The organism is Nostoc sp. FACHB-190 (assembly GCF_014696905.1).
GTDB lineage: Bacteria > Cyanobacteriota > Cyanobacteriia > Cyanobacteriales > Nostocaceae > Nostoc_B.
Genome location: NZ_JACJQW010000007.1, coordinates 182,337 through 208,461 on the forward strand (window position 1 = coordinate 182,337; position 26,125 = coordinate 208,461).

22 protein-coding genes are annotated in these 26,125 nt (G+C 40.8%); 12 read left to right on the forward strand and 10 right to left on the reverse strand.

Annotation, left to right across the window (positions count from 1 at the left end; translation table 11 throughout):
* Positions 1 to 141: 141 nt before the first annotated feature.
* Positions 142 to 1,689: a bifunctional metallophosphatase/5'-nucleotidase gene (locus H6G28_RS11280; protein WP_313949904.1), complete on the reverse strand. Its 1,548-nt coding sequence runs from the start codon at positions 1,687 to 1,689 to the stop codon at positions 142 to 144.
* A 267-nt stretch (positions 1,690 to 1,956) separates the two neighbouring features.
* Between H6G28_RS11280 and H6G28_RS11285 the strand changes: the two genes are divergently transcribed.
* Together H6G28_RS11285 and H6G28_RS11290 are read left to right on the forward strand one after the other, a co-directional pair.
* Positions 1,957 to 2,589 (forward strand): DUF4129 domain-containing protein, encoded by a 633-nt coding sequence (locus H6G28_RS11285; RefSeq protein ID WP_190670798.1) that lies wholly within the window; start codon positions 1,957 to 1,959, stop codon positions 2,587 to 2,589.
* Between the two features lie 3 nt (positions 2,590 to 2,592).
* Positions 2,593 to 3,681 carry a DUF4350 domain-containing protein gene (locus H6G28_RS11290; protein ID WP_190670800.1) on the forward strand — a complete coding sequence of 363 codons (1,089 nt, stop codon included), beginning with the start codon at positions 2,593 to 2,595 and terminating at the stop codon, positions 3,679 to 3,681.
* A gap of 15 nt (positions 3,682 to 3,696) precedes the next feature.
* On the opposite strand, the gene cydB is transcribed toward H6G28_RS11290, so the two are convergent.
* The 3 genes from cydB to ald form a co-directional block, all read right to left on the reverse strand.
* Complete coding sequence (gene cydB, locus H6G28_RS11295; RefSeq protein WP_190590101.1) at positions 3,697 to 4,710, reverse strand: cytochrome d ubiquinol oxidase subunit II; 1,014 nt, start codon at positions 4,708 to 4,710, stop codon at positions 3,697 to 3,699.
* Positions 4,711 to 4,823: 113 nt separating this feature from the next.
* The gene (locus H6G28_RS11300) at positions 4,824 to 6,269 is read right to left on the reverse strand and encodes a cytochrome ubiquinol oxidase subunit I (RefSeq protein ID WP_190590102.1); all 1,446 of its coding nucleotides are present in this window, start codon (positions 6,267 to 6,269) and stop codon (positions 4,824 to 4,826) included.
* A gap of 552 nt (positions 6,270 to 6,821) precedes the next feature.
* A complete protein-coding gene (gene ald, locus H6G28_RS11305) occupies positions 6,822 to 7,913 on the reverse strand; it encodes an alanine dehydrogenase (protein WP_190670803.1) in 1,092 nt (363 codons plus the stop codon).
* Positions 7,914 to 8,219: 306 nt separating this feature from the next.
* Between ald and H6G28_RS11310 the strand changes: the two genes are divergently transcribed.
* The 6 genes from H6G28_RS11310 (at position 8,220) to H6G28_RS11335 (ending at position 13,429) form a co-directional block, all read left to right on the forward strand.
* Entirely contained in the window at positions 8,220 to 8,390 is a 171-nt protein-coding gene (locus H6G28_RS11310) for a CAB/ELIP/HLIP family chlorophyll-binding protein (RefSeq protein WP_190590106.1), read from the forward strand.
* Between the two features lie 282 nt (positions 8,391 to 8,672).
* Positions 8,673 to 8,966, forward strand: coding sequence for a hypothetical protein (locus H6G28_RS11315; RefSeq protein ID WP_190590220.1), 294 nt, complete (start codon positions 8,673 to 8,675; stop codon positions 8,964 to 8,966).
* A gap of 95 nt (positions 8,967 to 9,061) precedes the next feature.
* Entirely contained in the window at positions 9,062 to 10,099 is a 1,038-nt protein-coding gene (locus H6G28_RS11320) for a WD40 repeat domain-containing protein (RefSeq protein ID WP_242054532.1), read from the forward strand.
* A 539-nt stretch (positions 10,100 to 10,638) separates the two neighbouring features.
* The gene (locus tag H6G28_RS11325) at positions 10,639 to 11,451 is read left to right on the forward strand and encodes an RnfABCDGE type electron transport complex subunit D (RefSeq protein ID WP_190670806.1); all 813 of its coding nucleotides are present in this window, start codon (positions 10,639 to 10,641) and stop codon (positions 11,449 to 11,451) included.
* Between the two features lie 46 nt (positions 11,452 to 11,497).
* Entirely contained in the window at positions 11,498 to 12,880 is a 1,383-nt protein-coding gene (locus H6G28_RS11330) for a DUF2330 domain-containing protein (RefSeq protein ID WP_190670808.1), read from the forward strand.
* Positions 12,881 to 13,264: 384 nt separating this feature from the next.
* Positions 13,265 to 13,429 carry a DUF8639 family protein gene (locus tag H6G28_RS11335; protein ID WP_190590110.1) on the forward strand — a complete coding sequence of 55 codons (165 nt, stop codon included), beginning with the start codon at positions 13,265 to 13,267 and terminating at the stop codon, positions 13,427 to 13,429.
* Here H6G28_RS11335 and H6G28_RS11340 read toward each other — a convergent pair.
* The 3 genes from H6G28_RS11340 to H6G28_RS11350 all read right to left on the reverse strand — a co-directional run bounded on the left by H6G28_RS11340 (position 13,426) and on the right by H6G28_RS11350 (position 17,924).
* Complete coding sequence (locus tag H6G28_RS11340; protein ID WP_313949906.1) at positions 13,426 to 14,037, reverse strand: SMI1/KNR4 family protein; 612 nt, start codon at positions 14,035 to 14,037, stop codon at positions 13,426 to 13,428. The two genes, H6G28_RS11335 and H6G28_RS11340, sit on opposite strands and share 4 nt — an antisense overlap.
* Positions 14,038 to 14,128: 91 nt before the next feature.
* Positions 14,129 to 15,607, reverse strand: coding sequence for a site-2 protease family protein (locus tag H6G28_RS11345; RefSeq protein WP_190670812.1), 1,479 nt, complete (start codon positions 15,605 to 15,607; stop codon positions 14,129 to 14,131).
* A 388-nt stretch (positions 15,608 to 15,995) separates the two neighbouring features.
* A complete protein-coding gene (locus tag H6G28_RS11350) occupies positions 15,996 to 17,924 on the reverse strand; it encodes an alpha-amylase family glycosyl hydrolase (protein ID WP_190670814.1) in 1,929 nt (642 codons plus the stop codon).
* A 740-nt stretch (positions 17,925 to 18,664) separates the two neighbouring features.
* Between H6G28_RS11350 and H6G28_RS11355 the strand changes: the two genes are divergently transcribed.
* Positions 18,665 to 19,717, forward strand: coding sequence for a hypothetical protein (locus H6G28_RS11355; protein ID WP_190590115.1), 1,053 nt, complete (start codon positions 18,665 to 18,667; stop codon positions 19,715 to 19,717).
* A gap of 206 nt (positions 19,718 to 19,923) precedes the next feature.
* On the opposite strand, the gene ligA is transcribed toward H6G28_RS11355, so the two are convergent.
* Entirely contained in the window at positions 19,924 to 21,960 is a 2,037-nt protein-coding gene (ligA, locus tag H6G28_RS11360; protein WP_190670816.1) for an NAD-dependent DNA ligase LigA, read from the reverse strand.
* 361 nt (positions 21,961 to 22,321) lie between these two features.
* Here ligA and H6G28_RS11365 point away from each other — a divergent pair, with 361 nt between their 5' ends.
* From H6G28_RS11365 to H6G28_RS37350, 3 genes are all read left to right on the forward strand, one after another.
* Positions 22,322 to 23,317 carry a glycerophosphodiester phosphodiesterase gene (locus tag H6G28_RS11365; RefSeq protein WP_190670818.1) on the forward strand — a complete coding sequence of 332 codons (996 nt, stop codon included), beginning with the start codon at positions 22,322 to 22,324 and terminating at the stop codon, positions 23,315 to 23,317.
* 169 nt (positions 23,318 to 23,486) lie between these two features.
* Positions 23,487 to 24,188 carry a peptidoglycan-binding domain-containing protein gene (locus H6G28_RS11370; protein ID WP_190670820.1) on the forward strand — a complete coding sequence of 234 codons (702 nt, stop codon included), beginning with the start codon at positions 23,487 to 23,489 and terminating at the stop codon, positions 24,186 to 24,188.
* 1 nt (position 24,189) lies between these two features.
* Positions 24,190 to 24,324 carry a hypothetical protein gene (locus tag H6G28_RS37350; protein ID WP_277883227.1) on the forward strand — a complete coding sequence of 45 codons (135 nt, stop codon included), beginning with the start codon at positions 24,190 to 24,192 and terminating at the stop codon, positions 24,322 to 24,324.
* 66 nt (positions 24,325 to 24,390) lie between these two features.
* On the opposite strand, the gene H6G28_RS11375 is transcribed toward H6G28_RS37350, so the two are convergent.
* Both H6G28_RS11375 and H6G28_RS11380 read right to left on the reverse strand, forming a co-directional pair.
* Complete coding sequence (locus H6G28_RS11375; RefSeq protein WP_242048384.1) at positions 24,391 to 25,131, reverse strand: superoxide dismutase; 741 nt, start codon at positions 25,129 to 25,131, stop codon at positions 24,391 to 24,393.
* Between the two features lie 244 nt (positions 25,132 to 25,375).
* Positions 25,376 to 26,086, reverse strand: coding sequence for a Uma2 family endonuclease (locus H6G28_RS11380; protein ID WP_190590119.1), 711 nt, complete (start codon positions 26,084 to 26,086; stop codon positions 25,376 to 25,378).
* Positions 26,087 to 26,125 lie beyond the last annotated feature (39 nt).

Here is a 26,125-nt window from a genome sequence, read left to right on the forward strand (position 1 = left end):
CTGAGCATTGAGCGACTTACCTTGAGCGTAGTCGTTCGCGTTAGCGTCTCCGCAGGAGAAAGGAGTCGAAATACGTTTTATAAATAATTTTGTCCACATTCACAGGCTAATTACGTACTTCTTCCGATTTGCCATGATTAATCAACGAGTCAGAGCATTTGCTTGTTTTTTTAATTGGTCAATGACGACAAAACGAATATCGCGTTTTTCTGAAATTAGCTTAATGTCTGGATTCTGAAGATTTAAAAAATCTAATCCTCGTTCTTTGCCGCTAATTAAGAAATCACTAATAGCAACTTTATAAAATTTTTCTGTATCAAGAGGCTGACCATTGATTAACCACTGCTCTGGTTTTTCTTTTTTAGTAACTTGTGCTGTTTGGAGATAACCACCAGTACCTTTATTTTCTTGACCTTTTTTGAGGACTCTTGCTAATAATTCGCCCTTCATTTCTACAGCCACGACTTTACCACCAAAAGGCAAAATGCGAATGACATCATATTGCGTAATTGATCCTGGCAGAATGACATCATCAACGCGAATTGAGCCGCCATTAAAGATAGCTAAATCTGCGTTGGGAACTTCTTGCAACATTGCTTCAGCAATTAACTTGGTGAGTTCTGTAGACTTGTTGCGAACACTTGATTCTAAACCATCTAAAGGAAATGAGATTTTAGCTACTTCTTGATTAGGTTCAAAACCATTGGCGCGAAATGCTGTAAAACCTTTGTCTAGCCATTGTTTAACCACCTGTGCTGTTTTTGGTTCGTCTGGAATTTTATCGGTAATTGGCATTAAACGAGAGTTAATTTGTAGGTTACGCTTTGTGGTGTCGTAGCGTAGTTGATGAATGTAAATTGTACGTGCATTGGCATCAGCTTTAAAAATTGGTGTAAAGTCTCGTCCGCGCCATTGTTGAATATTTTCATGTTCGTGACCGCCGAGGATGAGGTCAATTTCTGGTATTGTTTCTGCAAGTATGCGATCGCTCTCTATGGACAAATGAGTTACAGCTACTAAAATATCCACTTTTCCTTTCAGTTCTGCTACCTGCTGTTTGGCGACTGTTAAGGGATCTGTGTAACTGACGTAATTTGCTTTATTACTATCGAGAGTGAGACCAATTAACCCGACTCTGACAACAGCACCGCGATCGCCTTTCACATTAAATACTATCGACCTGGGGACATTTTTGAAAGGTTGACCTTTACTATCTGAGACATTCCCAGAAAACCAGCGAAACCGTGATTCTTGCAATCGTTGATAAAATGAATTTTCTGGTATGTCAAATTCATGATTCCCAAAGGTTGCATAGTCCAAACCCAAAGCGTTGAGTACAGCTACCATCTGCTGTCCAGCTAAAGGTGTACCGTTAATTTTGGCAGTTCCCAAAGCCGAAGGACTTAAAAAATCTCCAGCCAAAATTGTATAGGTGCGTGGGTTTGCTTGGCGCAGTTGTTTTCTGACTGTAGCGACACGCGCCAAACCACCACGAGTCCCTCCCTCTACTGGCGTAATTTCGTAGACATCGTTGAGTTGCAATAAGTTAATATTGACAACTTCAGCAAATACCGGAGTTGTAAAAGTAAATGTGGCTAATATTTGTAAAACTATACTGCACCCTGGCGATAGAAGTTTCATATTTTGTAATTGGCGAATTTTCTCTAAATAATTGATGATTTTTGTCACGCCACTACGTATATTGCAAAAATCAAATATACATCTGAATATTTAATATTTACTTAATATATCGTAAGATTCAGAACCCCGGCTTCTTTAAGAAGTCGGGGTTCTTTTTCGCAAATAATCAAAAATCTGACAATTGATATCATATCCGGCAAATTAGTTATGATTAATCAGTTAACTTGAGATTTAGGATTTCTTGTATTTGGTACGCTGCTTGTATTAATTGGCTGGATAATGCTACAAAAGAGCAAAAAAGGTTACTAGTTATTTATGGCTAATGATGGCTTTGAAAAAACTAGCTGGAGTTGGCAGTTATCTCAACTTCAGCAACAAATTGGAGAATCGATAGAATATCAATTTGACCGCTTTCAAAATTCTTTACCAAACTTATCACCAGACTGGAAAATTAGTCCTTGGTTAAGTCATTTGCTAGTCTTGTTATTTTGGCTGATACTTGCGATATTTTTGGCTTTCGTACTTTGGCGTTTATGGCAAGAATTTAGCCCTTATCTATATGCTTGGTTATCTGTGGGTAAGAATAATGCAAATGCTGGGGATAAAAATGGCGATCATGATTTATCTGTAGCATTATGGCTGGAGCGATCGCAATCACTTTACCGCCAAGGTAATTATCGTGAAGCTTGTCGTTGTCTGTACTTGGCAATCTTACAACACTTGCATGATACTAAACTCATTCCCCATAAATTTAGTCGCACTGATGGCGAATATTTACAGGTTTTACGCTCAACTATCACCCCAGTTCAACCTTACGAAACTCTCATTACTACCCACGAACAATTATGTTTTGGCAATGCTGAGATATTGCCAGAAAATTATCAACAATGCCAGCAAGCTTATCAAGAAATTATTAATCAACAAAACAACTCAGCACCCAGCACTTAAGTTATGAAAAAATCAAATCGTGTTGCTTGGCTAGGAGCGATCGCACTTGCTGTCATTATTATACTCAGCTTCTTTGCTGCTCCTAATACAAAAATTTACAGTGGCTCGACTTATAGTCGATCTCCCGATGGCTATGGTGCTTGGTATGCTTATATGCAGCAACAAGGTATTACTATCCAGCGTTGGCAAAAGCCTTTAGAAGATATTCAACCAGAAAAAACGCCAGTTACCCTACTGCGAGTTATGAGTTCTCTGAGGGAAGAGAATTTGTTATTTGATGAACAGGAATGGTTAGCGAAAGGGAATAATTTAGTAATATTAGGTGTCAAAACACCTGTAACGCAAGCTAACTTTAATTCTCTGCAAAATTCGGCTTTTGGTGATGTCAAAATTGCCACAAAAAGGCGTAATATTAAAGTAAAAGAACCAAGCATATCTTTAGGCGATCGCTTTGGTGCTGTTGTTTGGGAAGAAAAATCTGATAAAGGCAAAGTAATTTTCTCAGCTACTCCTTATTTAGCTGCCAATGCCTATCAAGATGATGTAAGTAACTTTCAATATCTCGCCAGTTTAGTTAATCAAAAAAATAACAAGTTATTTGTAGACGAATATATTCACGGTTACAAAGATACTGATGTTAAAGAAAGTGAAGGTGAAGGCAGTTTATGGAGATATTTTGCTAAAACACCTCTGTTCCCTGCATTGGTTCAAGTAGGAGTTTTACTATTAGTTTTAATCTGGGCAAAAAATCAACGCTTTGGTAAACCAGTAGCCTTAGAAACTCCAGTGATAGATAATAGCCAAGCATATATCCAAGCACTAGCAGGAGTGTTAGAAAAAGCCGAATCTAGCGATTTTGTTGTAGAAATGGTGGGTAAAGAAGAACAAATACAACTACAAAAATCTTTAGGATTAGGCACAACACTTTTAGAACGCCAAGCATTATTACAAGTTTGGCAAGAAAAAACAGGTCAAAGTTCCGCCGAACTTGATGCAGTATTAAAATTATCTACGCGAAAACAGCGCATCAGTGAGCGAGAACTTTTAAGCTGGTTGGCAAAATGGCGCACTTTGAAGGAAGTGAAAAAATAAAAGAATAAATCCTATCTATTCTTCATAACCACCACCAGTCACCTTACCCCGGAACACAATGTATTGATAAAGGTTGTAAAACAACATCACCGGGATAAGAAAGCCGATAAAAATAATCATGATTACCAACGAACTGGGGTCAGCAGATGCTTCGTAAATCGTGATTTTTGTCGGGATAATGTAGGGAAAAACAATTAATCCCAATCCAATAAAAGACAACACAAATAACAGAATCGTCCAGACAAAAGGTGCGCGTTCTTCTTTGCGGTTGAGACTTTGTAAAAGTTGCCAAATTAGCCAAACTCCCACAACGGGAATCAGGGTAAATATATAAACTAAAGGCTGTTGAAATAAGCGATATCTGGCACTTTCATAAATTATCGGTGTACTAATTGTAATTGCGATCGCACCAACTAATGTTGTCAACGCGGCTATTTTTGCAGTTTGATAATGGGTTTCTTGCAACTCTCCTGTCGTTTTCCACACCAGATAAGTCGAACCAATCAACACATATCCTTGAATTAAAGTTAAAGCTACTAACACAGATGGCAAACTTAACCAATCCCAAGTGCTACCAATAAAGTGTCCCGTCTCATCAACATTAATCCCTTTGAGGACAGCACCAAGGGCAAACCCTTGACCAAGTGCAGCGATAAAACTTCCCGCACCAAAAGCAAAATTCCAAAATAATTTGCGCCTGGATAACTCCCGAAATTCAAACGCCACACCCCGAAAAATAAAGCCAAATACCATCACCAAAATCGGGATATATAAAGCATTTAAAATTGTGCCGTAAGCCAAAGGAAACGCCCCAAACAATCCCCCTCCCATCAACACTAGCCAAGTTTCATTGGCATCCCAAATATTGCTTAAACTAGTCATCAAAATTCCCCGACGTTCTTCATTAGAAGAAGTCAGAGATAAAATTCCTACTCCCAAATCAAAGCCATCTAGCATCACGTACAAGAATAAAAATAGAGCTAAAATGACAAACCAAACTTGCGGTAAAAAATACTTCAGTGTTTCCATAAAATCTCTGATTTAAACTTAGTAACCTTGACTTCAGATCCTCGACTTCTTTAAGAAGTCGGGGATCTTAATTATTTAACCTACTCCCTACTCCCCACTCCCCACTCCCCTATTTATTGTTGTGCTTCTACAGGACGTTCATCTGGGACAAACTCACCTGGAGTTGTATCTACAGCAGGTTTGGTAATTTCTGTACCGGGAATTGGTAAATTAAGATTTGGGCCACGGCGAATGATGCGACTACCAAAGTACATTGCGGCGATGAATAATAAACTGTAAACTACTGCAAAAGCTGTGAGTGAAGTTAAAACATTACTTGCAGGTAAACGCGAGGCTGAATCAACTGTGCGAATTTGTCCATAAAGTGTCCAAGGCTGTCTTCCCACGCAGCGCACAATCCAGCCTGACTCCACAGCAATGTATCCTAAAGGTGCGGCAAATACCCAAGCTAACATCAGCCAACGTTGCTGAGTAATATTTTTGGCTGCAAGTTTACCACGTAACCACTGCACTGTAGTTAACAGCATTAATCCAGCAAAGAAAAAGCCAATGGCAATCATCACCCGAAAAGCGTAGTAAATCAAACCTACCAGATGGGGACGATCCTCTGGTTTCCACTCCTTCAAACCACGCAAAGGTTCAGAAAGATTCTGCTTAAATTCCAGAATGTAACCCAAGGCGTTGGGAATGGTAATTTCCCAATCATTTTTCTGCGCTGTTTCATTCGGTATTGCGAGTAAACTCCAGTCAGCAGGTTGTCCGGCGGGTGTGCTTTCCCACTGTGCTTCCATTGCGGCGAGTTTTGTTGGTTGATAATGATAAACTTGTTCGCCACTTAAGTGACCAATATATATTTGTAATGGGGCAACTGCGATCGCAGCTGCTAAAACTATCTTTAAAGACTTGGCAAAAAACTCTGGATGGCGTTTTTGCAAAATGTACCAAGCACTAATTCCGCCAATGACAAACAGCGAAGTCTCCAGGGTGGCAAAAAACATGTGCAGTACACTGTTAGCCATAAAAGGATTGAACATCGCCTGAAAATAATCATGGACAACAAACTTGCCATTCACCATCTCTCCGCCGGCTGGTGTTTGCATCCAAGAATTTGCCGTCAAAATCCACAAAGTTGACAAGTTCGCACCCACAGCCACCAAAATTGTCGAGAGATAGTGAACCGCAGGATTGACGCGCTCCCAACCAAATAACATAATCCCTAAAAAAGCTGCTTCTAGCATAAACGCCCAAGAAGCTTCAAAACCAATCACACTGCCAAAAAAATTCCCCACAGCTTCCGAAAAAGGAGCCCAGTTAGTCCCAAACTGAAATTCCATTGGAATACCCGTGGCTACCCCAATACCAAAGTTGAGGACATAAAACTTCGACCAAAACCGTGCATGAAGGTAATAATCAGGATTACGAGTTTTCAGCCATAGTCCCTCAACGATGACAAGATAAATCCCCATTCCTGTTGTCAGAACAGGCCAAAGTATATGAAAAATCGCTGTCAGCGCAAACTGCATCCGTGATAGCACCACTGAATCGGATAAAAATTCCATATCTGTATTCCCCTATTTATAAAAGATTCACTGTAATTACAGGTAGCAAAATTTTGTCCATATTATATTTCCAGATTTCTATCATGCTTGTTTAAGCATGAGTATAATTGATTTATGTGAGAATTTATATTAGATATAAATTTTTAATCAACAGTCTAATTTGCAATTTTGAGTAGTAGTAATTTATAAGCTTTTTCTAAGCAGCAATCAATAGTTTTATTAACAAAGTTATTACTGTTGTTTAATCATTTAGCTAACTTTATTTAGTGGATATTGTATCTACCTATAGATAGGTAAAATTTTATAAATTTGTATTTTTTAAGTCCTTTATAGTTAGTTTTTCATAATTTTTTGTAAATTCTGTTTTACTCTATTTTTTATTGAGTGCTAATGTTAGTCAAAAGACAATCAGTCAAACTTTAAACGAAAAATATCTTGAATCAGCTACATAATAAAGTCTTGTGAAGGTCAGCAAGAGTTAAGCCACTGGGGACACCAATGGCTTTTTGTTGTTTTGATTTATCTAAGGTGTAAGACCAAATAATAAAGAGACTAACTCACCAAATCAGGAAAGACTTCTTGTACAGCAGGATGGACAAGGCGATGATTCTGCACATTTACACCTTTGGCTAAGGATGGATTAACATCTAGGGCTTTGATGCCTAGATTTGCTAACTGCACAACGAATGGTAATGTGCTGTTATTGAGGGCTTGAGCAGATGTCCAAGGTACTGCACCTGGCATATTGGGAACGCCATAATGGACTACGCCTTCTTCAATGTAGACGGGGTTGGTATGGGAGGTGGCGTGTAAGGTTTCCACACAACCGCCTTGGTCAACTGCAACATCTACAATTACTGACCCAGGCTGCATTTGTTTAACTAATTCGCGGGGTACTAAAATTGGCGCTCTGCGTCCCAAGACTAAAACAGCACCGATTAATAAGTCAGCTTCTTTAACGGCAGCTTCTATATGGGCAGAGTTGCTATAAAGTAATTCCACTCTCGAACCAAACAAGGTTTCTAAATAAGATAAACGTTCTACATTTACATCTAAAATCTGCACAATAGCACCCATCCCCACAGCAATTTTCGCTGCTTCTGTGCCGACTACACCGCCACCTAAAATCACAACTTTACCGGGTCTAACACCGGGTACACCACCTAAAAGTACTCCTCTACCGCCTTGCTGACGTTCTAAAAATCTCGCGCCAAACTGCACTGATAGCCGCCCAGCAATGACACTCATGGGTGTGAGTAGGGGTAGTCTGTTGGGGCCTGGCTGTTCGACAGTTTCGTAGGCGATCGCACAAGTGCCACAATCAATTAGATGTTCGGTTAATTTGCGATCGGCTGCCAAATGCAAATATGTAAACAATATTTGCCCTTTTTGCAAAAATTTATATTCGCTCGATAATGGTTCTTTGACTTTAACGACTAATTCCCGATTCCATGCGGCTTCATCTGTCGAAACAATCTCTGCCCCCGCATTCATGTAATCTGCATCTGTAAAACCAGCACCATGACCTGCTTGTGTTTGGACAAAGATGCTATGACCATTTTCCCTTAGTACTCTGACACTAGAAGGACTTAACCCGACTCGAAACTCTTGATCCTTCGTTTCTTTGGGAACGCCAATTTCCATATAACGCCTCTGATGAATTTTTGGTTTAATTTAGCCTGCCAGTCTCAGACTGACAGTTCCGTATTAGATATAGCTATCTACAACCTTAGTTTTCCCTTTCACGGTAACAAAGCTGAAAACTCTTACCCTTGACTATTGACACAGTTGACTACAATATATAAAGAATAATTACAAAATGTTAACAGAGCCTCTGCACAGCTACATTTAAGAAGCTGCTCCTAGGTTCATCTGGCTCCAACCTGACCAAAGTCCAGATTCAAGGCTATTACTTTTAAGTCCCGTTTGCCGAAAAGAGGTTTATTGAACATGACACAACCACAACCCACCGTTACCCCCAAATTAGAAGAACCCAAATTTGGCTTTAGTGAATATGCTGAACGCCTCAATGGTCGTGCGGCAATGATTGGCTTTGGCTTGATGGTGATTATTGAATATGTCACCAATCAAGGTGTGCTATCTTGGCTCGGTCTCAAGTAGTACGATTCAAAAGCAAAAGCTTTCTAGATGTAAGCTAGTAAGTAGAACAGGTTTAACCAGCTGGCATAGTCGGCTGGTTAAAACTTTATCAAGAGAACTATCTTGGATAATTTGCTGTCTATATCTTTGTAGGCTTGCAAATCAGCAAGAAGACAAATTGTTACAATCCCTCACCTACTGATCCAAATTATAATATTTAGATGTCTTTTTTATAAAAGACAACTGGCGGTGAGGTATTCTCGGTAAACTGACACAAAGGTGATTTGGATAAACCAAGCTGTGATGAATGCTGCATTACCTCGTTTTTTGAAATCAGCCTACAGAAAAGAGCCAATTATCAGTATCTTGATAACAATGGGCGTAGTAGATGCTGTGATTGGTGGATTTGATGATAGTTGGTCATTGTTAGCCCTTGGGTTGGGAACAGCAGGTATTAGTCTCGCCTTTAAGTTGTGGCGAATGCAGCAGCATCGCCCCATCCCAGAGGAACCTGTGGTACAACATTACTTACCTTCCCGTTCATCGAGTCCCACGCTACCGATATTAACTGTTGCGAAGAAAAAACCACCCCGTTGATAGTGTTGAGTCACAAATGTGAAGTAAATTGACTTAACTATTCAAACAGTGAGGAAAAATTTGTGAGGAGTGAGGGAAAAAAGGGGAACAGCCTTTTGCTGCGCCCGCATATTTTCTTGGCTTTTATAGCAGCCTTGACTCTGCCGCTAACTATTTGGCAAAGTTTAGATATTTATACTGCTCATGCTGCGATCGCTCAAATACCAGATTCCCCATCTCAACCTAATTTTGCCAATTTCCGCTTAATTTATAGCTTGGTGGGACACACTGGAACGGTGAAATCTCTGGCTTTTAGTCCCGATGGCAAAATTCTCGCCAGTGGCGGTGCTGAAAATGAAGGTGCAATTCGTCTGTGGAATCCTTTAACTGGCAAAAAGTTGGCGAATAGCAAAGCACACAAAACCTCTGTAGAATCCTTGGTGATTGCGCCAGATGGGCAAACCCTAGTTAGTTGTAGTACAGATAACACAATTAATATTTGGAATCTTAAAAATAATAAATTTCGTCGTTCCTTTGTCGGACACACCAGTAACGTCTTATCTTTAGCGGTATCTCCTGATAGTAAAGTGCTAGTTAGTGGTGCTTTAGACGGAATTCGGGTATGGGATTTATTACAGCAACGCCCATTGACAACTTTAATCAAGGTTAGTGACTCAATTTATACAGTAGCAATTAGCCCTGATGGCCAAACAGTTGCCAGTGGTGATAATAAAGGTGAAATCAAGCTTTGGGACTTGGAGAGTGGTAAATTAATTCGGTCATTTTCGGCACATTCCCAAGCTGTGAATGCTGTAGCTTTTACCCCCGATGGTACAACCTTAATTAGTGCCAGCCGCGATCGCACCATTAAACTTTGGAATCTGCAATCAAAAAGCCTTTCCCGTATCCTCAAAGGACATAATAACTGGGTAAATGCGATCGCAATTAACCCCAACGGCCAAACTTTAGCCAGCGCCGGCAGAGATGGCATTAAACTGTGGGATTTAACTACAGGCGAGTTATTAAGTACACTTTATGGACATAGTGATTGGGTAAATGCGATCGCTTTTAGTCCAGATGGCAGATTGTTAGCTAGTGGCGGTTTTGACGGCAGAGTCAACATTTGGGGAAACATACAACCAAAACGTAAGTAAAGTGACGTGTCGTTTATTTTTTCAGACCCTCCAAACTTCTCCCCGCAACAGAGCTATGGTGTACACACAAATCTCGGTTGAGTGCATCTGTCCCGTCTCGGAATTTATTCCGAGTCTCACAGCGTAAGTCCTCTGAAGAGGACTCAACAAGAAACTCATTCTAGTCCACTTGAGTGGACTTTCGCTATGAGCCTGGAACTTTAGTTCAAGGCGGGATAGGCTTTCATGCTGCCTATTTTCGACTTGTGTGTACACGGTAGCCGCAACAGAGAGAGGCTTTGAATCTTGCTCCCCTGAAGGGGCTGGGGGTTAGGTTTAAGAGAAAGTTACACACGGTTTTGAACCCGCGCAGGTGGTCACTGAGCTTGTCGAAGTGCGGGTTTTGTCTGTGTAGTCGCTAGGTGCAAGATGTAAACATACACCCCTACACCCAGTCTCACAGTCTTGTTTGTAACAAAATCTGTAACAGCAATGGTATTTCAGTTTTTACTCGACTAGATTGGTGAAAAATCTACGGGTAATCCCTGAATATATTGGTAATGTTGCTGAAAGATATACGGGACTATCAAATTCTATTTCTCGGTTCATTTTTAGTCTTGGGAATTGGCACCAGAGACTGGACACTGCATCCAGAATTAATTGGTGTAGTGATTGCGTCTTGTTTATCAACGCAGTGGATATTGTCAAAGCTCAATAGCCAAGAGCCAGAACAAAAGCTAAATCTGCGTAGTGCCTTGATTACTTCCCTCGGACTGAGTTTGCTCTTACGGGCTGACCATTGGACAACAATGATGTTAGCAGGAGTAAGTGCGATCGCCAGTAAATTTTGCTTCAAAGTCGGCGAGAAACATTTCTTCAACCCAGCTAATTTTGGCATTATCACCGCCTTAACCCTCACCTCTGATGCGTGGGTATCTCCTGGGCAGTGGGGTGAAGAATGGTGGTATGGGCTGTTATTTGCTGGGACTGGCGGTTTGATTTTACAACGCATTGGTCGTTGGGATACCACGGCCGCTTTTTTAGGTTCCTACTCTTTGTTAGAAGCCATACGCAACCTTTGGCTCGGTTGGACTTGGGACGTATATTGGCATCGCTTAATGAGTGGGTCTTTGCTGCTGTTTGCCTTATTTATGGTGACAGATCCGCGCTCAATTCCCAACGCCAAAATCGGGCGGATAGTTTGGGCTATCTGCATTGCCAGCTTAACTTTTATCCTGCGAAATAATTTCTTCATTTCTACAGCAGTATTTTGGTCATTGTTTGCCCTTGCACCATTGACCATTGCGATTGATTGGTTGTGGTCATCACCCAGATTTGCTTGGTTCGAGAACATAAGAACGCAAGAGAATTAACTACTCCCTATTCCCTACTTCCCACTCCCTAATTCAGAGGTATAAAATGAAGCGATTGAGAATAGTAATTTCATCATTATTAATTACTGTATTGGCTGTACTGTGTTTTGCTCCTACAGCCTGGGCATTTTGTGGCTTTTATGTTGCCAAAGCCGATAGTAAATTATACAACCAAGCCTCTCAAGTAATTATGGCGCGGGATGGCGATCGCACCGTTTTAACTATGGCCAATGACTTCAAAGGCGAAGTCAAAGATTTTGCAATGGTTGTACCTGTACCCACAGTCATCAAAAAAGAACAAGTCCGTGTTGCTCCACCCAAAATTGTCGAGCGTTTAGATGCTTTTAGCGCACCACGCTTAGTAGAATACTTCGACTCTGATCCTTGCACCGAATACGACCGAGTACTTAACGAAGCCTTACCCGCACCAGCAGCTAGAGCTAGAGCCGGAGCCGCCAGAGGTAGTGCGAGTGAGTTAGGCGTAACCGTCGAAGCACGTTTCAACGTTGGTGAATATGACATTGTAATTTTAAGTGCAAAAGAATCCGGCGGCCTGGAAACTTGGCTAAATCGCAACGGTTACAAAATTCCCAGAGGAGCAAAACAGCTACTCCAACCTTATGTCCGTTCTGGGATGAAATTTTTTGTGGCGAAAGTCAACCTCGATAAATTTGAAGAATCTGGCTATCAGTTTTTACGTCCGTTACAAATTTCTTACCAATCACGTAAATTCATGCTGCCCATTCGTTTGGGTATGATTAATGCCAACGCTGCTCAAGATTTAATTGTCTATGTCCTCTCACCCAAAGGGCAAGCAGAAATCACCAACTACCGCACCGTGAAAGTTCCTTCCGATGCCAATATTCCGGTATTTGTCAAAAATGAATTTAGTGATTTTTACAAGTCCATGTTCCAAACATCTTACCTAAAAGAAGACAGAAAGGTAGCTTTCTTGGAATATGCTTGGGATATGAGTAGTTGCGATCCTTGTTCCGCAGAACCTCTGAACCCAGAAGAACTCAAACAAGCGGGTGTATTTTGGCTAGATAATAATTCCAGCAATGACGAGCCATTCCCGTCCGGTTTCCGTCGTCCGCCAATTGTTAGTAGCAGCGTTTTCATCACTCGCTTACATATTCGCTACACCCGTGATAGATTCCCTGAAGACCCAATTTTTCAAGCTACTTCTAACCAAGAATCTTTCCAAGGGCGATACATTTTACAGCATCCCTTTACAGGCGAACTCAAATGTCAAGCTGGTAGAGAATACAAGCGTTCTTTACCCAAGCGATTTGAACAAGAAGCCCAAACCTTAGCCAAACTCACTAATTGGAATATCCAAGATATTCGCCGCAAAATGAAACTGACTGTGGGTGATTTAAATTCTTCTTGGTGGGGAAACTTCTTCTCATGGTTGGTGGGAATGTAAATAGGAAGTACACACAAAGATTATCAGTTAAGACTGGATGTAATACCAATTCTCCTAGAAACTATAGCGGTTCTTACTTGCTTTTAATACAGCCGGAACCGCTATATATTCTATAAAATCCTGTAGAGATGTTATATACAACGTCTCTACAACAACCGATTAATTGCACCTTGATCAAGAAATAATGTAGGTAGGACTTACGCAGACTCTACGATTTCTTGGCGTTCTTGGCGACTTGGCGGTTCGATAAATTAAGCTTTTCGGGAACTTTTGCGTAAGTCCTGTGTAGGGACAAAATCAAGTCAAATTTTCAAACATCTTCTGAAGCTATACTTATGATAGTGCCAGCATTTGATGTAAACTTCTAAAAATTTAGCAATTGGTATGACTGTACAATCCCAGACAGAGAAAGACAAATTACAAGCCAGCACTAATGTAGTGATCAATCCAGAAATGGAAGCAGAAAAAATTCTCTGTCCTCATTGTTTGCGTACCGCTACAAATGGAATTAAATGTAAAGGCATTTGTGTCTCTGACAGTGACTATTAAGGTGTAGCGCCCATTCCTCTTGTAGTGAGCATTTCCCAAAAAGACCGATAACGTTTAACTCCAGGAATATGATTACTAAATAACCAAGCTTCCCATTCTTGATTATGAGTAATTTGAGGGTTAAGTAAAATAACTTCACCATCCAACGCATCACTAATTTGTAGGTTTGTTTGTAGATACTCTACACGTATATCTTGCTCTAAATTTTTTCCATATATCAAGTATTGCTCATCAGATATAGGTGGTAAACTTCTCAAGCTTTGTGTCCAGATGTCAATCCAGTTCTGATGCTCAACAAAAAACCAGTCTATTTCTTTAGCCATCCGTAACCTTAAAACCCCTGGATATCCAGGCCAGCCATTTGTAACCTTTAAAAATTCCCGGTAAGATAGTGGTAATTTTGTCCTCAAACGAGATTCAGTAGCAGTAATTTCTTTTTCTGATGCTCTTGGTAAACCTAACCATTCTGATTGAATTGCCTCATCTGGAAAATCTACAACAGTTATAGAATATAATAATTTGGGTGTTGTATAAAAGTGATTTTTCGTAATTAATTGTTTACAGGCGATCGCACTATTAATTTGAGTAATTTTTAGGTTAATAAGTATTTTTCAACGTAGAGGAATTAAGTGTTAAACGCAGAGTTTGTAGTGGTGTGAGCTAATTAATCTAGTTCACACCACTAACAATTTAACTTAATTACCCAATACCTAAACGCCCAGCTAAACCAGGGGTTAAGGGCAGAAGAGTGGCAATCATTAGGAATAATGCCAACAAACCTAATGCGGCTCTAGCGTCATCGGGTTCGCTGATTTCGTTTAAGCTGGGGCGTTCTAAATCTCGTTGTAATAAAAGAATGACAATTGCCCAATACATTGCCAAGGTGTTACCGAGAGAAACTAACGCCAGCAAAACTAAAGTGGCAAATGTGGCTCTTTTCGCAGTTGTACGTCCATAAATTGCTTGCACGATGCGTCCACCATCTAAAGCACCAGCAGGCATAAGGTTTAAAGCGGTGATGACTAAACCCAGCCAACCAATAATTACTAAGGGATGGACGTTAACTAAGGATGATTGTAAGGCGGAACCGAGGACGACTCGCGCCAAGCTGCCGACTAAAATGGAACCTTGGAAAAATTGATTAGGTAATTGAAATAAACTGCCTGGGTGGGAAAGCAGTAAGCCGACAATTAACATGACTAAAGAGACGATACCGCCAGCAGCCGGCCCTGCCAAACTAATATCAAATAATGCTGTGCGGTTGGGTAAGAGAGATTCAAAGCGAGTAATTGAACCAAAGGAACCAATTTGTACAGCAGGTAAAAAGAAAGGCCAGCCAAGACGGACTTGATAACGCCGCGCCAGTACCCAATGACCAATTTCGTGGGCGATTAAAATGACAAAAATGCCGAGGCCGATGGGTAAGGCTTGGGTGAACTTGGCTGGGTTGGCAAATAAATCAAAGTTGAGGAGTAACCCGGCAGTTTCTAAACAGGTAGCAATGGTAGCGATGAGCAGAATACCAGCAAAGGCTTTCTGACCTGCGGTGGTGGGACGAGGATCGTTACGGCTAGGTAATACAATCACTACAGGTTTACCGTCTGTATTTTCTACTAAAAACAGGCGATATTGCTCACCGAGACGTTCTTGTAAGTTGGCGCTGAGGCGGTTGTGAACTTCTTGGGGTTCGCCGCGTAAATTACCTTTAAAGATAGCGCCTTCTTGGTAGGCGATCGTTTCTGTGGCGAAAAATGTATCCAGTCCAAAAATGCCTTTAATGGCACTCAAGTCAGCTTCGGGAATTGATAATACTTCAATTTGGAGTTCGGCGGTGACTGGTGCTGTATTACCTTCTGGTGTGGTGTCAGCAGCCAGCCTTTCTGTTGCCCGTTGCTTAAGGATGGCATCTTGTCCCGCCGCCCGTAATTGTCTGCCGAGGTAGATGTATAACCCGGCAGAAGCTACTACTAAGAACAATATGCCGACAATGTTGAGATAAACGCCAGCAGCAAACAAACCAAAAAATAACAGCCAGGGAGTCATCAAAACCACTGACTGCAACCAGGCTAAGATTCCCAGTTTTCCAAAAGGTCTGGCGCGATAAAAGCCCCAGCCTAATATGCCGAAAGCTACTAATAAAATTGTCCCAATTATAGGAGTCTCTGAAGAAGCAAACATTTCCAAACCCTTCGCTGTGAACGACCAAGCCTAGTTGGTCAAGTGTGAGAAGCAGGAGGCAGGAGGCAGTGGTTCGGCCCTTCGACAAGCTCAGGGCGGCGCTACGCTCACCAACCGAGGCGGGAGGTAGTACGTTCTGTCTGAAGCTCTATGCTTTTATTAATGTATAACGCTACCTGTTTTTCGCTCAAATCAATCGAAAGGACAAGGGGGACAAGGAGGACAAGGGAGACACGGGGGACACGGGGGACACGGGAGACAAGGAGGACAAGGGGGACAGACTCTCAATATACAAGGTTGGGTGGAGGAACGGAACCCAACATTCTCAAGACCCTGTTGGGTTACGCTATCGCTACGCCCAACCTACTATTCTCTTAACTTCAGACTTCTAAGATTCTCTGCCTGTTGTCCAGGTGTCGCGCCATTTGACTGTGCCTTCTTTGGCGACTACCCAACGGCGGGGGGTGGTGTTTTCTCGCAGGGGCGATCGCCCTTCGCGCCATAAGGCATATTTATAACTAATTAATTTGCCCGCACTTTCATCAAAGGGAATCTCGGCAAACCAAGTATTGGCGTTGATATATTCTAGGGGATAGGCTTTGCTAATATCCCAATTGCCTAATTCTGGGCAGTCGCCTGTGACGACGATGGTTTCCCCTGGTTGGGTATTTACGCCGTTGAGTTGCACACGAATGATGGTTTGGCCTTTAATGCGATCGCCTACGTGGCTGAGGACAATGACTCCCCGTTCTTCTAGGTGTAGGTCGGAAATTTTGCCGTCTTTGACTTCGTATTTATTGCGGGTGATGACACAAGTATGTTCGCCGTCGGGTAGTTCTGTCTCGATTTCTGGTAGTGTGACTTCGCCGCCTCGGTTGAGGGCGACAAAGCACAGGGAGTCACGATAACGGCGAATGTAGCAGTAAACATCGGGGGTGATGTATTTTTGCCAATGGCTACCCATTGAAATGGCTGGATTGAGTCGCCGCAAGCCGGAAAGTAAGCGGAGGTAACGATAAATTTCGGTGTCGTTGTCCCATTTTTCCATCATGGGGCGGTTGTAGGGGTCGTTACCGCCATCGGTGTCGTTATGCAAATACTGTTCTGTACCGTAATAAATGCAGGGAATACCACGGGATGTCATAATTAGGGCGATCGCAACTCTCAACATCGCTGGGTCTGGGTTGAGCGATTGAAAGCGCGGCATATCGTGGTTATCGATGAAGGTAATTAACTCGGTTGCGCCGTTGTAGCGGTAGTCTTCATCAAAAATGTATTGAATTGTTTGAAATCCATTTTCGGAACCTTGGGCGAGGGCGGCGCGAATGGCAACACACAAGGCAAAGTCTAGCATGGTCATTCCGGAATTATTGGCAAATTCCAAAGAGCGATCGTCCTGTGGCCCACTATAAATCCATTCGCCAAAAATAAACACATCTGGTCTGTGATTGTACATATCACCTGTAAATTCTTGCCAAAACCAGATGGGCATGTGTTTTACAGTGTCTACCCGTAAGGCATCTACGCCCCTATCTAGCCATTGTTTAATTGCAGATTTAATATATTCCCGATATTCGCTGTTGTTTTCGTTAAAGGTGGCTAAACCAGCCAATTCACAGTTCTGGACTTGCCATTCGTCTTCCCAATTCTGCACTTCACCGTAATGGTGATACCAGTTATTCTCATCGTTATGGAAGTCGGCAATTTTTACGCCGTCGTCATACAATTCACCTTTACTACCACTGGTATCAGGGGTACTGTGGTTACAAACAATATCCAAGACTAACTTCATATTCCGCTTATGTAACTCTTCAATTAAGCGGTCAAAGGTAGTATTTCTTGTTTCTTGGGTTTCGTTTAACGAAGGGTTTTCATCTTTACCAATAAAGCGGGGATTGATGCGTTTAAAATCTTTTGTCCAATAACCATGTATAGCTGCATTACCCACAAATAATTCTTCTACCTGCTCAAATAAAGGAGTTAACCAAACAGCAGTAACTCCCATATTTTTGAGATAGTCTAATTTGTCAATTACACCTTGTAAGTCGCCGCCCCAATATTTACCCCAGTCCTGCCCGGTGGGGTCGTACAATTCTGGGTTAATACCTTCGCTATTTTCGGGGTCGCCATCATGAAAGCGATCGACCACGATAAAGTAAATTGTTTCTTGGCGAAATTCAATATCTCTGGTGTAAAGAAATTCTAAATTAAGTTCTGTATCTGATGGTGGGGTTTGGATGAGAGCTTCGACTTCGGCTGTAGCTGAATCGACTTTGTACTGCTCTGGTGAGAATTGAGATGGAGGTGTTTGCACCATAAAAGTTTGAATTTAAAGATTTACAATGTGTTGCTTTGCACTTCGGTATTATGGCATCCCGCTCTTGGTAAAGAAAATCTATCAAGAGCTAGTTTATATTTCTATCGTGGGATATATTTCCCTTGCTAGAGGTTGAAAAATCGTTGTTCTAGCAGTTCTTTCTGCATCAATATTAAATTAAGCATAAGAATTTGGCTTGAGGGAAAATATTGTGTTGTTCAAATTGTCAAGATTGTAAGATACAAAGCACTTAATTTTTAAGTGTTTTTATTTTTAGGTAGAGAAATAAAATTTTATGTTTTCTCAGTTTTATCTGATGATGAGAGAGTTTATAGAACTGTTAAAAAAAATTATAAGTTGCTTTTTTATGGTAATCATTAGCAGTAGATGAATGAGGAAATTGACAGAGAAGAATCCCAAGTGAATTTTCCAATCATCGATTTAAGCCGCGAGTGATGATTATCTAGGAATATTTGGGTAAAGGTATTACTAACATGACTTACGTAAAATTATTATGAAAAAATAAACCGCAAAGGGCGAGAGGGACACAAAGTTAAGAGAGTTTTAGAGAGTTATTGCGTAAGTCTGGACTAATTATTATTTAGATGTTTCATTTGGAGGATGAAGAAAGGTTAGAGAATGCCATACAAGTAAATTTTGATATTGATGATTTGAGTTAAAAATTCAGGCGATCGCCTATTTTTAACTAAACTGGTAAGCAAGCAAAAGAGGTAACATTTATGACTAAATATGACAAGATTTTTAACTCACAAAAAACACTAGCAGAATCTTTAACACCAGAAGAAGCTGTTGCGGCAATTGCGGTGGTAACTGCACTTGCTGATGCTTCGGTGGAAGAAATAGATCCTGAAGGTTTAGCGGGGATTTTGTGGCAATTTGAGGTTTTTGAAGCATATTCTGAAGATGAACTATTAGAAATAGTTGACAAACTCATCGATATTGCAGAATCACAAGGGCTAAGTCCGTTGTTTAATACTGCTAATGAATCACTCACTGAAGAAGTTTTATTAGATGGTTTTGCGGCTGGGGTGGTGACACTTTTAGATGAAGAAGAATTCACTATTCCCAAAAGTAAGGAACCTTTCTTGAAAAAGTTGCAAGAAGCTTTGGAATTGGAAGATGAAGAAGCAGATGAAATTACTAAAGAAATAATTGCAGCTTTTCAAGCAGGAGAAAATGCCGAAGATTTAGAGGAGGAAGAAGGGATATTAACTGAGGTTGAATATATCGAAGATGTTTATGAATCGCCTTTAGGGAATTTTACAGTTCCGATTCCGGTTGACGCAGAACAAGGAGGGAGAATTCAAACCCAAGAAGGTGTGGTGGGTTTTTCTGATGACTTTGGCACTTTGCTCAGAATTGATTATTATCCCATACCGCCAGAACAGTTAGAAGAATTAGAATCGGAAGGGCAGGCAGAATATTTAAAAAACATTGTAGTAGATAAATATGTGCCGCAGGCAATTTTGGCAAATCTGCCAGATTCACAAATCAAGTATGGCGAATATTTAGAAGATATTTTTGCAGGCGCATATTACGCCTTGGTTGATATGCCGAAAGGTTCAACAATGTCTCAGCAAGAAAATAACGGTAGTTCTACGAGATTAGATGCTTACCGTGGATTGTTGGCATTTATTAATGGCGAGTTTTTATATATAGTTAGTAGCCAACGTAGCTTTTTAAATGGCGAAACACCAAATGATATCGCTGAAGAAGCTGAGTACATTAAAGATAATATTTTGTCTTTTGTGGAGACGATGGAGTTTAGTTAATCTCCCCAGTCTATCAAGAAGAATTCAGAAATCAGGAGTCAGAATGCAGTATGATAATTCGGCAAGCTCAGTGCATCGCTGGGTGATGAATATTGGTGGAAAACCTCGTCTCGCGTGGGTGAAATCAAAATAAAACTTTCTGATTTGATTTAAAACTCCATTCATTTATAAGTGGAGTATTCTGAATTCTGTCTTCTGACTCCTTTTTATTCATCTCCTAACATCTGGAGTAACTGCGCCTCTGTTAACTGAGTAATTCCTAAAGCCTGGGCTTTGGCTAATTTAGAACCAGCATCTTCTCCTACTACCAAATAATCAGTTTTTTTGCTGACAGAATCAGTCACTTTACCGCCTGCTTTTTGGATAAGTGCTTTAGCTTCATCTCGCTTTAGGGTGGGTAATGTGCCTGTGACGACAAAAGTTTTCCCGGCAAACTTTTGATTACTTTCATTCACAGTTGCAGTTTCTTCAGCAGCTAATTGTAAACCTGTATTTCGCAACCTTTCAATTAAAGCTTGATTGGCATCAATATGAAACCACTGATAAACAGACTGGGCGATTTCTGCACCAATACCATAAATACCTGCAATGTCTGATTGTTTAGCGGTTTCTAATTTCTCGACGGCGGGATATTTCTCGGTGATGAGTTGAGCATTCACACTACCCACATGACGGATGCCTAAACCATACAATACCCGATGCCAAGGTTGATTTTTTGATTGAGCGATCGCATCTACTAATTTCTGTGCCGATTTTTCCCCCATTCTTTCTAAACTACATAATTGTGCTTCTGTCAAGTCATACAAATCAGCTACAGAATGCACCAAACCTTTATCTACCAGTTGATGCACTAATTTTTCTCCCACGCCTTTAATATCTAAAGCATCCCGGCTAACCCAATGTTCAATGGAACCTTTGAGAATAGCTGCACAAGAAGCATTAACGCAACGAGTCACGGCTTCTCCTGATTCTCGCACCACTTCTTGACCGCAAACAGGGCAATGGCTAGGCATAACAAATGGTACAGTATCAGCCGGACGCAATTCTTTAATTACCCGCACCACTTCGGGAATAATTTCCCCAGCTTTGCGAACAATTACAGTGTCACCGATGCGGATGTCTAATTGGGCAATGCGATCGCTATTATGTAAGGTAGCGCGAGAAACTGTTGTCCCCGCCAATTGTACCGGACGCATCTCTGCCAACGGTGTTAACGCCCCAGTTCTACCCACATTCACCGCAATATTTTCCACACGGGTGGGTGCTTCCTCGGCTGGGTATTTCAACGCCACCGCCCAGCGCGGGAATTTTTGGGTAAAACCTAACTGTTCTTGCAGCTTAAAAGCATTGAGTTTGACCACTACACCATCGGTCATGTATGGTAAATTCAATCTTTCCGTATCCCAATATTTGTAATATTCTGCCACTTCAGCTAAAGACTCACACAGCTGATGATTGGGATTGACCCGAAAACCCATTTTTTGCAATAATTCCAAGGCTTCCCATTGGGTATTGGCAATACTCGCATCATCCATCCCTGGAATATGCAGCGTATAGGCAAAGAAATCTAACCGTCGCCGCGCTACAATACGCGAGTCTAACTGTCTGAGTGTACCTGCGGCGGCGTTGCGGGGGTTGGCAAATAACTGTTCGCCTGCTTTTTGCCGTTCTTCGTTGATTTGTTTAAACACTTCCAACGGTAAAAATGCTTCACCGCGCACCTCTATTCTTTCTATCGGTTCTATCCCATCAAAGTTTAAACGCAAGGGAATAGAACGAATTGTTCGCACATTTTGGGTAATTTCTTCACCCGTAACCCCATCACCTCTAGTTGCACCCCTGACTAACACCCCATCTTGGTAAGTCAGCGCCAAAGCCGAACCATCAATTTTCAACTCCGAGACATATTTTACCGCGTCCGTTGTCGGGAGTTGTCGCCGCCAACGTTGATCCCAAGCTTGCAACTCATCAATATTAAAAGCATTCTCCAGACTATACAAGGGGATATTATGCCGCACTGAGGTGAAATGAGTCGCCGGTCTTTCACCCACGCGCTGAGTTGGACTGTCAGGCGTTACTAATTCAGGATACTGCGTTTCCAACTGTTGCAATTCGCGGTATAGCTGGTCATAGACTGCATCTTCCATGATGGGTGCGTCTAAAACATAATAGGCGTAACTAGCTTGTTGCAAAAGCTGGCGTAATTCTTCTATGCGCTTGAGTTGAGGCTGAGTCTGAATCATTATGCTTATAGAACGATATTGAGTAAATATAATTTTATTTGTTGGGATAATTCTAGGTTAATCTTCTTGGGTATCAAAAGGCATCAGCAAGAAGTTATAAGCGATCGCATCCCGTCTACCAATATTAACATTTGTTAAAAAAATGCCCATAAATAGATATTCTCTATAAACTCCCACTCTTCTTCTTAGCCTTCTCTTCCTTGGCGTACTTGGCGTACTTGGCGGTTCGTTTTTTAATTAAGTGTATCTTCACAGAAAATGGCTATAACTCTTTGCGTCTTTGCGCCTACCCTCCGGGAAGCCGCTATCGCGTCTATGCGCGAAATAAACAATTCTTGTCTTCCACCACACATACAATCACATGAATAAAAAACCAATCATTATTGCTCATCGCGGCGCGAGTGGCTATCGCCCAGAACATACTTTAGCCGCTTACGAATTAGCAATCAATTTTGGTGCAGACTACATTGAACCAGATTTAGTTTCCACACAAGACGGTGTTTTAATTGCGCGTCATGAAAACGAAATTTCCGAAACCACTAACATTGCTAACCATCCCGAATTTGCTCAACGACGCACGACTAAAATCATCGATGGCGAAATCAAAACAGGTTGGTTTACAGAAGACTTTACTCTGTCCGAAATTAAAAAATTACGCACCAAAGAAAGGATTCCCCAATTACGTCAGCAAAATACTTTTTATGATGATTGGTGGGAAATTCCCACACTCCAAGAAATTATTGATTTAGTCAAAAATTATAGTAAACAATTAGGTCGTAATATTGGTATTTATCCAGAAACAAAACATCCCACTTATTTTAGGTCTATAAACTTAAGTTTAGAAGAACCTTTACTTCAAACCTTACAAGCCAACGGTTATCACGAAAAAAATGACCCCATTTTTATTCAATCTTTTGAAGTGAGTAACTTACAATATTTAGCCCAAAAAACTCATTTACCTTTAGTCCAGTTAATCAATCTTACTGGTCAACCTTATGATTTTGTTGTTAGTGGTGATGTTCGTACCTATACCGACTTAGTGACAAAATCAGGTTTAGAAGAGATTGCTAAATACGCCCAAGCAATTGGTATTCATAAAGATATTTTAATTCCTAGAGATAATAACAATAAATTGCGATCGCCCACATCTGTAGTACATAATGCCCATGCTACTAACTTGCAAGTACACGCCTGGACTTTTCGCAACGAAGACTACTTTCTACCTCTAGACTTCCAAGGTAATCCCCAAGGGGAATATGAACTATTTTTTAGTTTAGGCGTTGATGGCGTATTTAGTGACTTTTCTGATACTGCTTTAAGTGTGCGCGATCGCAGCCAATCGCTTGATATTTCTTAATACTTGCTCTGCCAAGTTAAAAAACTAAAATTATACTTAAGACTACTTCTAAAAGTATGCAAAATATCCTAAATCAATAATTATCTAGTCTTACTTCCTCCATCCCAACCTCTATCACCATAGAGAATTTCACAGCAACTAACTAGTGCATACCAAAATAAAGGTAGTTATGGTAACTAAATTAGACGCATTTAAATCACCTCGATTTATCGGGAAACCTCTTTTAGCAGATGTTGATTTTTTTGATTCACTAGAAAAAGTTGATCAATTTGCGACTGATGCAGGTATCAGAATTTATGTCACTAGTTCTACCCGTTTACAAGGTGGTGTAGTGTCAGGCGCAATTGTCCGTCCTGCAAGTCGTTCAAATCATTTAGTTGGTCACAGCATTGATATGAATGTGATGCTAGGAGATAAGCTATTTAATAGCGATGCTCTTGATAAAAGCAACTTAAAAAATCTGCCACAAGGCATTCAAAACTTTATTCAAAGCATCCGTAATGACCCGATGTTGCGCTGGGGAGGAGATTTTACACCAGCAGATTCAGTTCATATTGATGATGGCTTAAATGTCAGAGATCCTGCTACTTGGGATGCAAAATTTCCCATTATCCAAGCAGAAATGCGAGCTTTATCCCAACCTAATTCTGTTTCTGGACAGCCAAGATTATTATTTCTGACTGACCCACCAATGCGAGGAGATGATGTACTTGCTGTACAAAACGCTCTCAATCAAAAAGGCTTTAATCTCAAAGCTGATGGTATATTTGGCGCAGCTACCGATGATGCTGTAACAGCATTTCAACAAAAGCAAGGTTTAACAGCAGATGGGATTGTCGGGCCAGGTACACGCAAAGCATTAGGATTGTGATATGGGAGAAGGCAGTCCCGATGAAACAAGTGTCATAGCCAAGCATGAAAGTGGAACTAGCATTTTTACTCAGCACTCAGCACTCAGCACTTTCAAGTCAGGAGGTAAAATTACACCTATCCTCATCTTTCTGTAAAAAACAAGATCCCCGACTTCTTTAATAAGTCGGGGATCTGAGCTTATTTGTATTTAAAAATCAACCTTAATAAGCAAATTTACTTGCTGCTGCAAATCGGTTGTTAATCTCATCCCAGTTAACCACATTCCACCATGCTGTTAAATAATCAGCGCGGCGGTTTTGATAGTTGAGATAATAGGCATGTTCCCAAACATCATTGCCGAAAATGGGATATTTACCTTCAGTGATGGGATTATCTTGATTAGCTGTAGTTGTAATTTCTAACTTGCCATTTTTGTTACGTACAAGCCAAACCCAACCACTACCAAAACGTGCTGCACCAGCTTCGTTAAACTGCTTTTTAAAGGCGGCAAAATTACCAAAATTTTGATTAATCGCAGTGGCGATTTCTCCTGTTGGTTCTCCGCCTCCCTCCGGCTTCATAATTTTCCAAAACATCGAGTGGTTGACATGACCACCACCATTATTACGAACTGTTGTGCGGATATCTGCCGGAACTTTACCGAGTTTACGTAACAATTCTTCAACAGATTTGTTTTTCAGTTCTGGGTGTTTGTCTAATGCAGCATTCAAGTTTTTCACATAAGCTGCATGGTGCTTATCGTGATGGAACTGCATTGTTTTAGCATCAATGTGTGGTTCTAATGCTTCGTAAGGGTATGGTAAAGGTGGTAGTTCAATTACGCCTGTAGTGCTTGGTGCTTGACTAACAGGTGATTTATCAGCCAACGCCAAAGAATCTAATGCAAAAGTACCTGCACCTGCACCCAGTAAAAACAAGAAATGTCTGCGGTTAAGAGTCATAAGAATTTTTTACAGCAAATCTATGCAATTTGTTGTCAATTTTTATTGTCATAGATTTAGGCTACAAAAAATCACCTTTATGGCTTAAATATCAAAATAAATATGGTTAAACTTAGTATGCGTAGGGTGTGTTAGGCGTAAGCCGTAACGCACCAAAAACTTTACAGTAGATGCGTTACGCTGTCGCTAACACATCCTACATAGATTTCAAAAATTAAAGATGAATCTTATAGTTAAATTTAGGTTAAATACTATCAGGATCTACACCCAAAGCTTTTAATCTCTCTGCTAGTAATTGGGCGCGTTGTTCTGCTTCTTGGGCGCGTTGTTCTGCTTGTCGAGCGCGTTCGTCACCAGTCAGTAAAATATTACCAGCTTGGTCACACCAACGCAACCAACTATCATTTCTCCCTTCAAATTCGCCAGTCCACAAAGTAACGCCTAAACCAATATCTTCTAACCAATTATTTGTCGTTTCTAGATAACGTCTACCCTTAATTGTATAAATTCTTAAAACTTGCTCTCCCAAATTTTGCTGGGGGTCATAGACAATATAATAAGCAACTCGCATTTTTTCATAAATTTGGAGTTTCTCATCTAATTCATTGCCCTTTTTATTAGAGACAATTTCAATTACCAGTTCTGGTGATTTACCAAATTTCCAAACAAGGTAACAGCGATTTTCTTTTTCCCACCAATTCTCTGGTGTTTGAACATCAAAACTCACAAACACATCTGGAACGATCGCAGGTTCGGTATATGTATGGTAAACCCCAACATTAGCTGCGGCTAAAAAAACTTGGTTTTGTAAAGAACTATAAAGGGAACTAACTAAAAGGCGCTGTTGTTTTTCAGATGCAAGGTTATCCACTGGCGTATCATCTTCAGTTATTAGTAGGTTAGCATCTGGTATGTCACAATTATCAATATCTTTGACTAAAAGTTGCTCACCCATGATTTTATCCACTACTGAAGGGTTGTATTTATTATAAGT

Coding starts and splice junctions, on each gene's coding strand:
- H6G28_RS11285 (WP_190670798.1), top strand. CDS start 1,957: ATGGCTAATGATGGCTTTGAAAAAACTAGCTGGAGTTGGCAGTTATCT.
- H6G28_RS11290 (WP_190670800.1), top strand. CDS start 2,593: ATGAAAAAATCAAATCGTGTTGCTTGGCTAGGAGCGATCGCACTTGCT.
- cydB (WP_190590101.1), bottom strand. CDS start 4,710: ATGGAAACACTGAAGTATTTTTTACCGCAAGTTTGGTTTGTCATTTTA.
- H6G28_RS11300 (WP_190590102.1), bottom strand. CDS start 6,269: ATGGAATTTTTATCCGATTCAGTGGTGCTATCACGGATGCAGTTTGCG.
- ald (WP_190670803.1), bottom strand. CDS start 7,913: ATGGAAATTGGCGTTCCCAAAGAAACGAAGGATCAAGAGTTTCGAGTC.
- H6G28_RS11310 (WP_190590106.1), top strand. CDS start 8,220: ATGACACAACCACAACCCACCGTTACCCCCAAATTAGAAGAACCCAAA.
- H6G28_RS11315 (WP_190590220.1), top strand. CDS start 8,673: ATGAATGCTGCATTACCTCGTTTTTTGAAATCAGCCTACAGAAAAGAG.
- H6G28_RS11325 (WP_190670806.1), top strand. CDS start 10,639: ATGTTGCTGAAAGATATACGGGACTATCAAATTCTATTTCTCGGTTCA.
- H6G28_RS11330 (WP_190670808.1), top strand. CDS start 11,498: ATGAAGCGATTGAGAATAGTAATTTCATCATTATTAATTACTGTATTG.
- H6G28_RS11335 (WP_190590110.1), top strand. CDS start 13,265: ATGACTGTACAATCCCAGACAGAGAAAGACAAATTACAAGCCAGCACT.
- H6G28_RS11345 (WP_190670812.1), bottom strand. CDS start 15,607: ATGTTTGCTTCTTCAGAGACTCCTATAATTGGGACAATTTTATTAGTA.
- H6G28_RS11350 (WP_190670814.1), bottom strand. CDS start 17,924: ATGGTGCAAACACCTCCATCTCAATTCTCACCAGAGCAGTACAAAGTC.
- H6G28_RS11355 (WP_190590115.1), top strand. CDS start 18,665: ATGACTAAATATGACAAGATTTTTAACTCACAAAAAACACTAGCAGAA.
- ligA (WP_190670816.1), bottom strand. CDS start 21,960: ATGATTCAGACTCAGCCTCAACTCAAGCGCATAGAAGAATTACGCCAG.
- H6G28_RS11365 (WP_190670818.1), top strand. CDS start 22,322: ATGAATAAAAAACCAATCATTATTGCTCATCGCGGCGCGAGTGGCTAT.
- H6G28_RS11370 (WP_190670820.1), top strand. CDS start 23,487: ATGGTAACTAAATTAGACGCATTTAAATCACCTCGATTTATCGGGAAA.
- H6G28_RS37350 (WP_277883227.1), top strand. CDS start 24,190: ATGGGAGAAGGCAGTCCCGATGAAACAAGTGTCATAGCCAAGCATGAA.
- H6G28_RS11375 (WP_242048384.1), bottom strand. CDS start 25,131: ATGACTCTTAACCGCAGACATTTCTTGTTTTTACTGGGTGCAGGTGCA.
- H6G28_RS11380 (WP_190590119.1), bottom strand. CDS start 26,086: ATGGGTGAGCAACTTTTAGTCAAAGATATTGATAATTGTGACATACCA.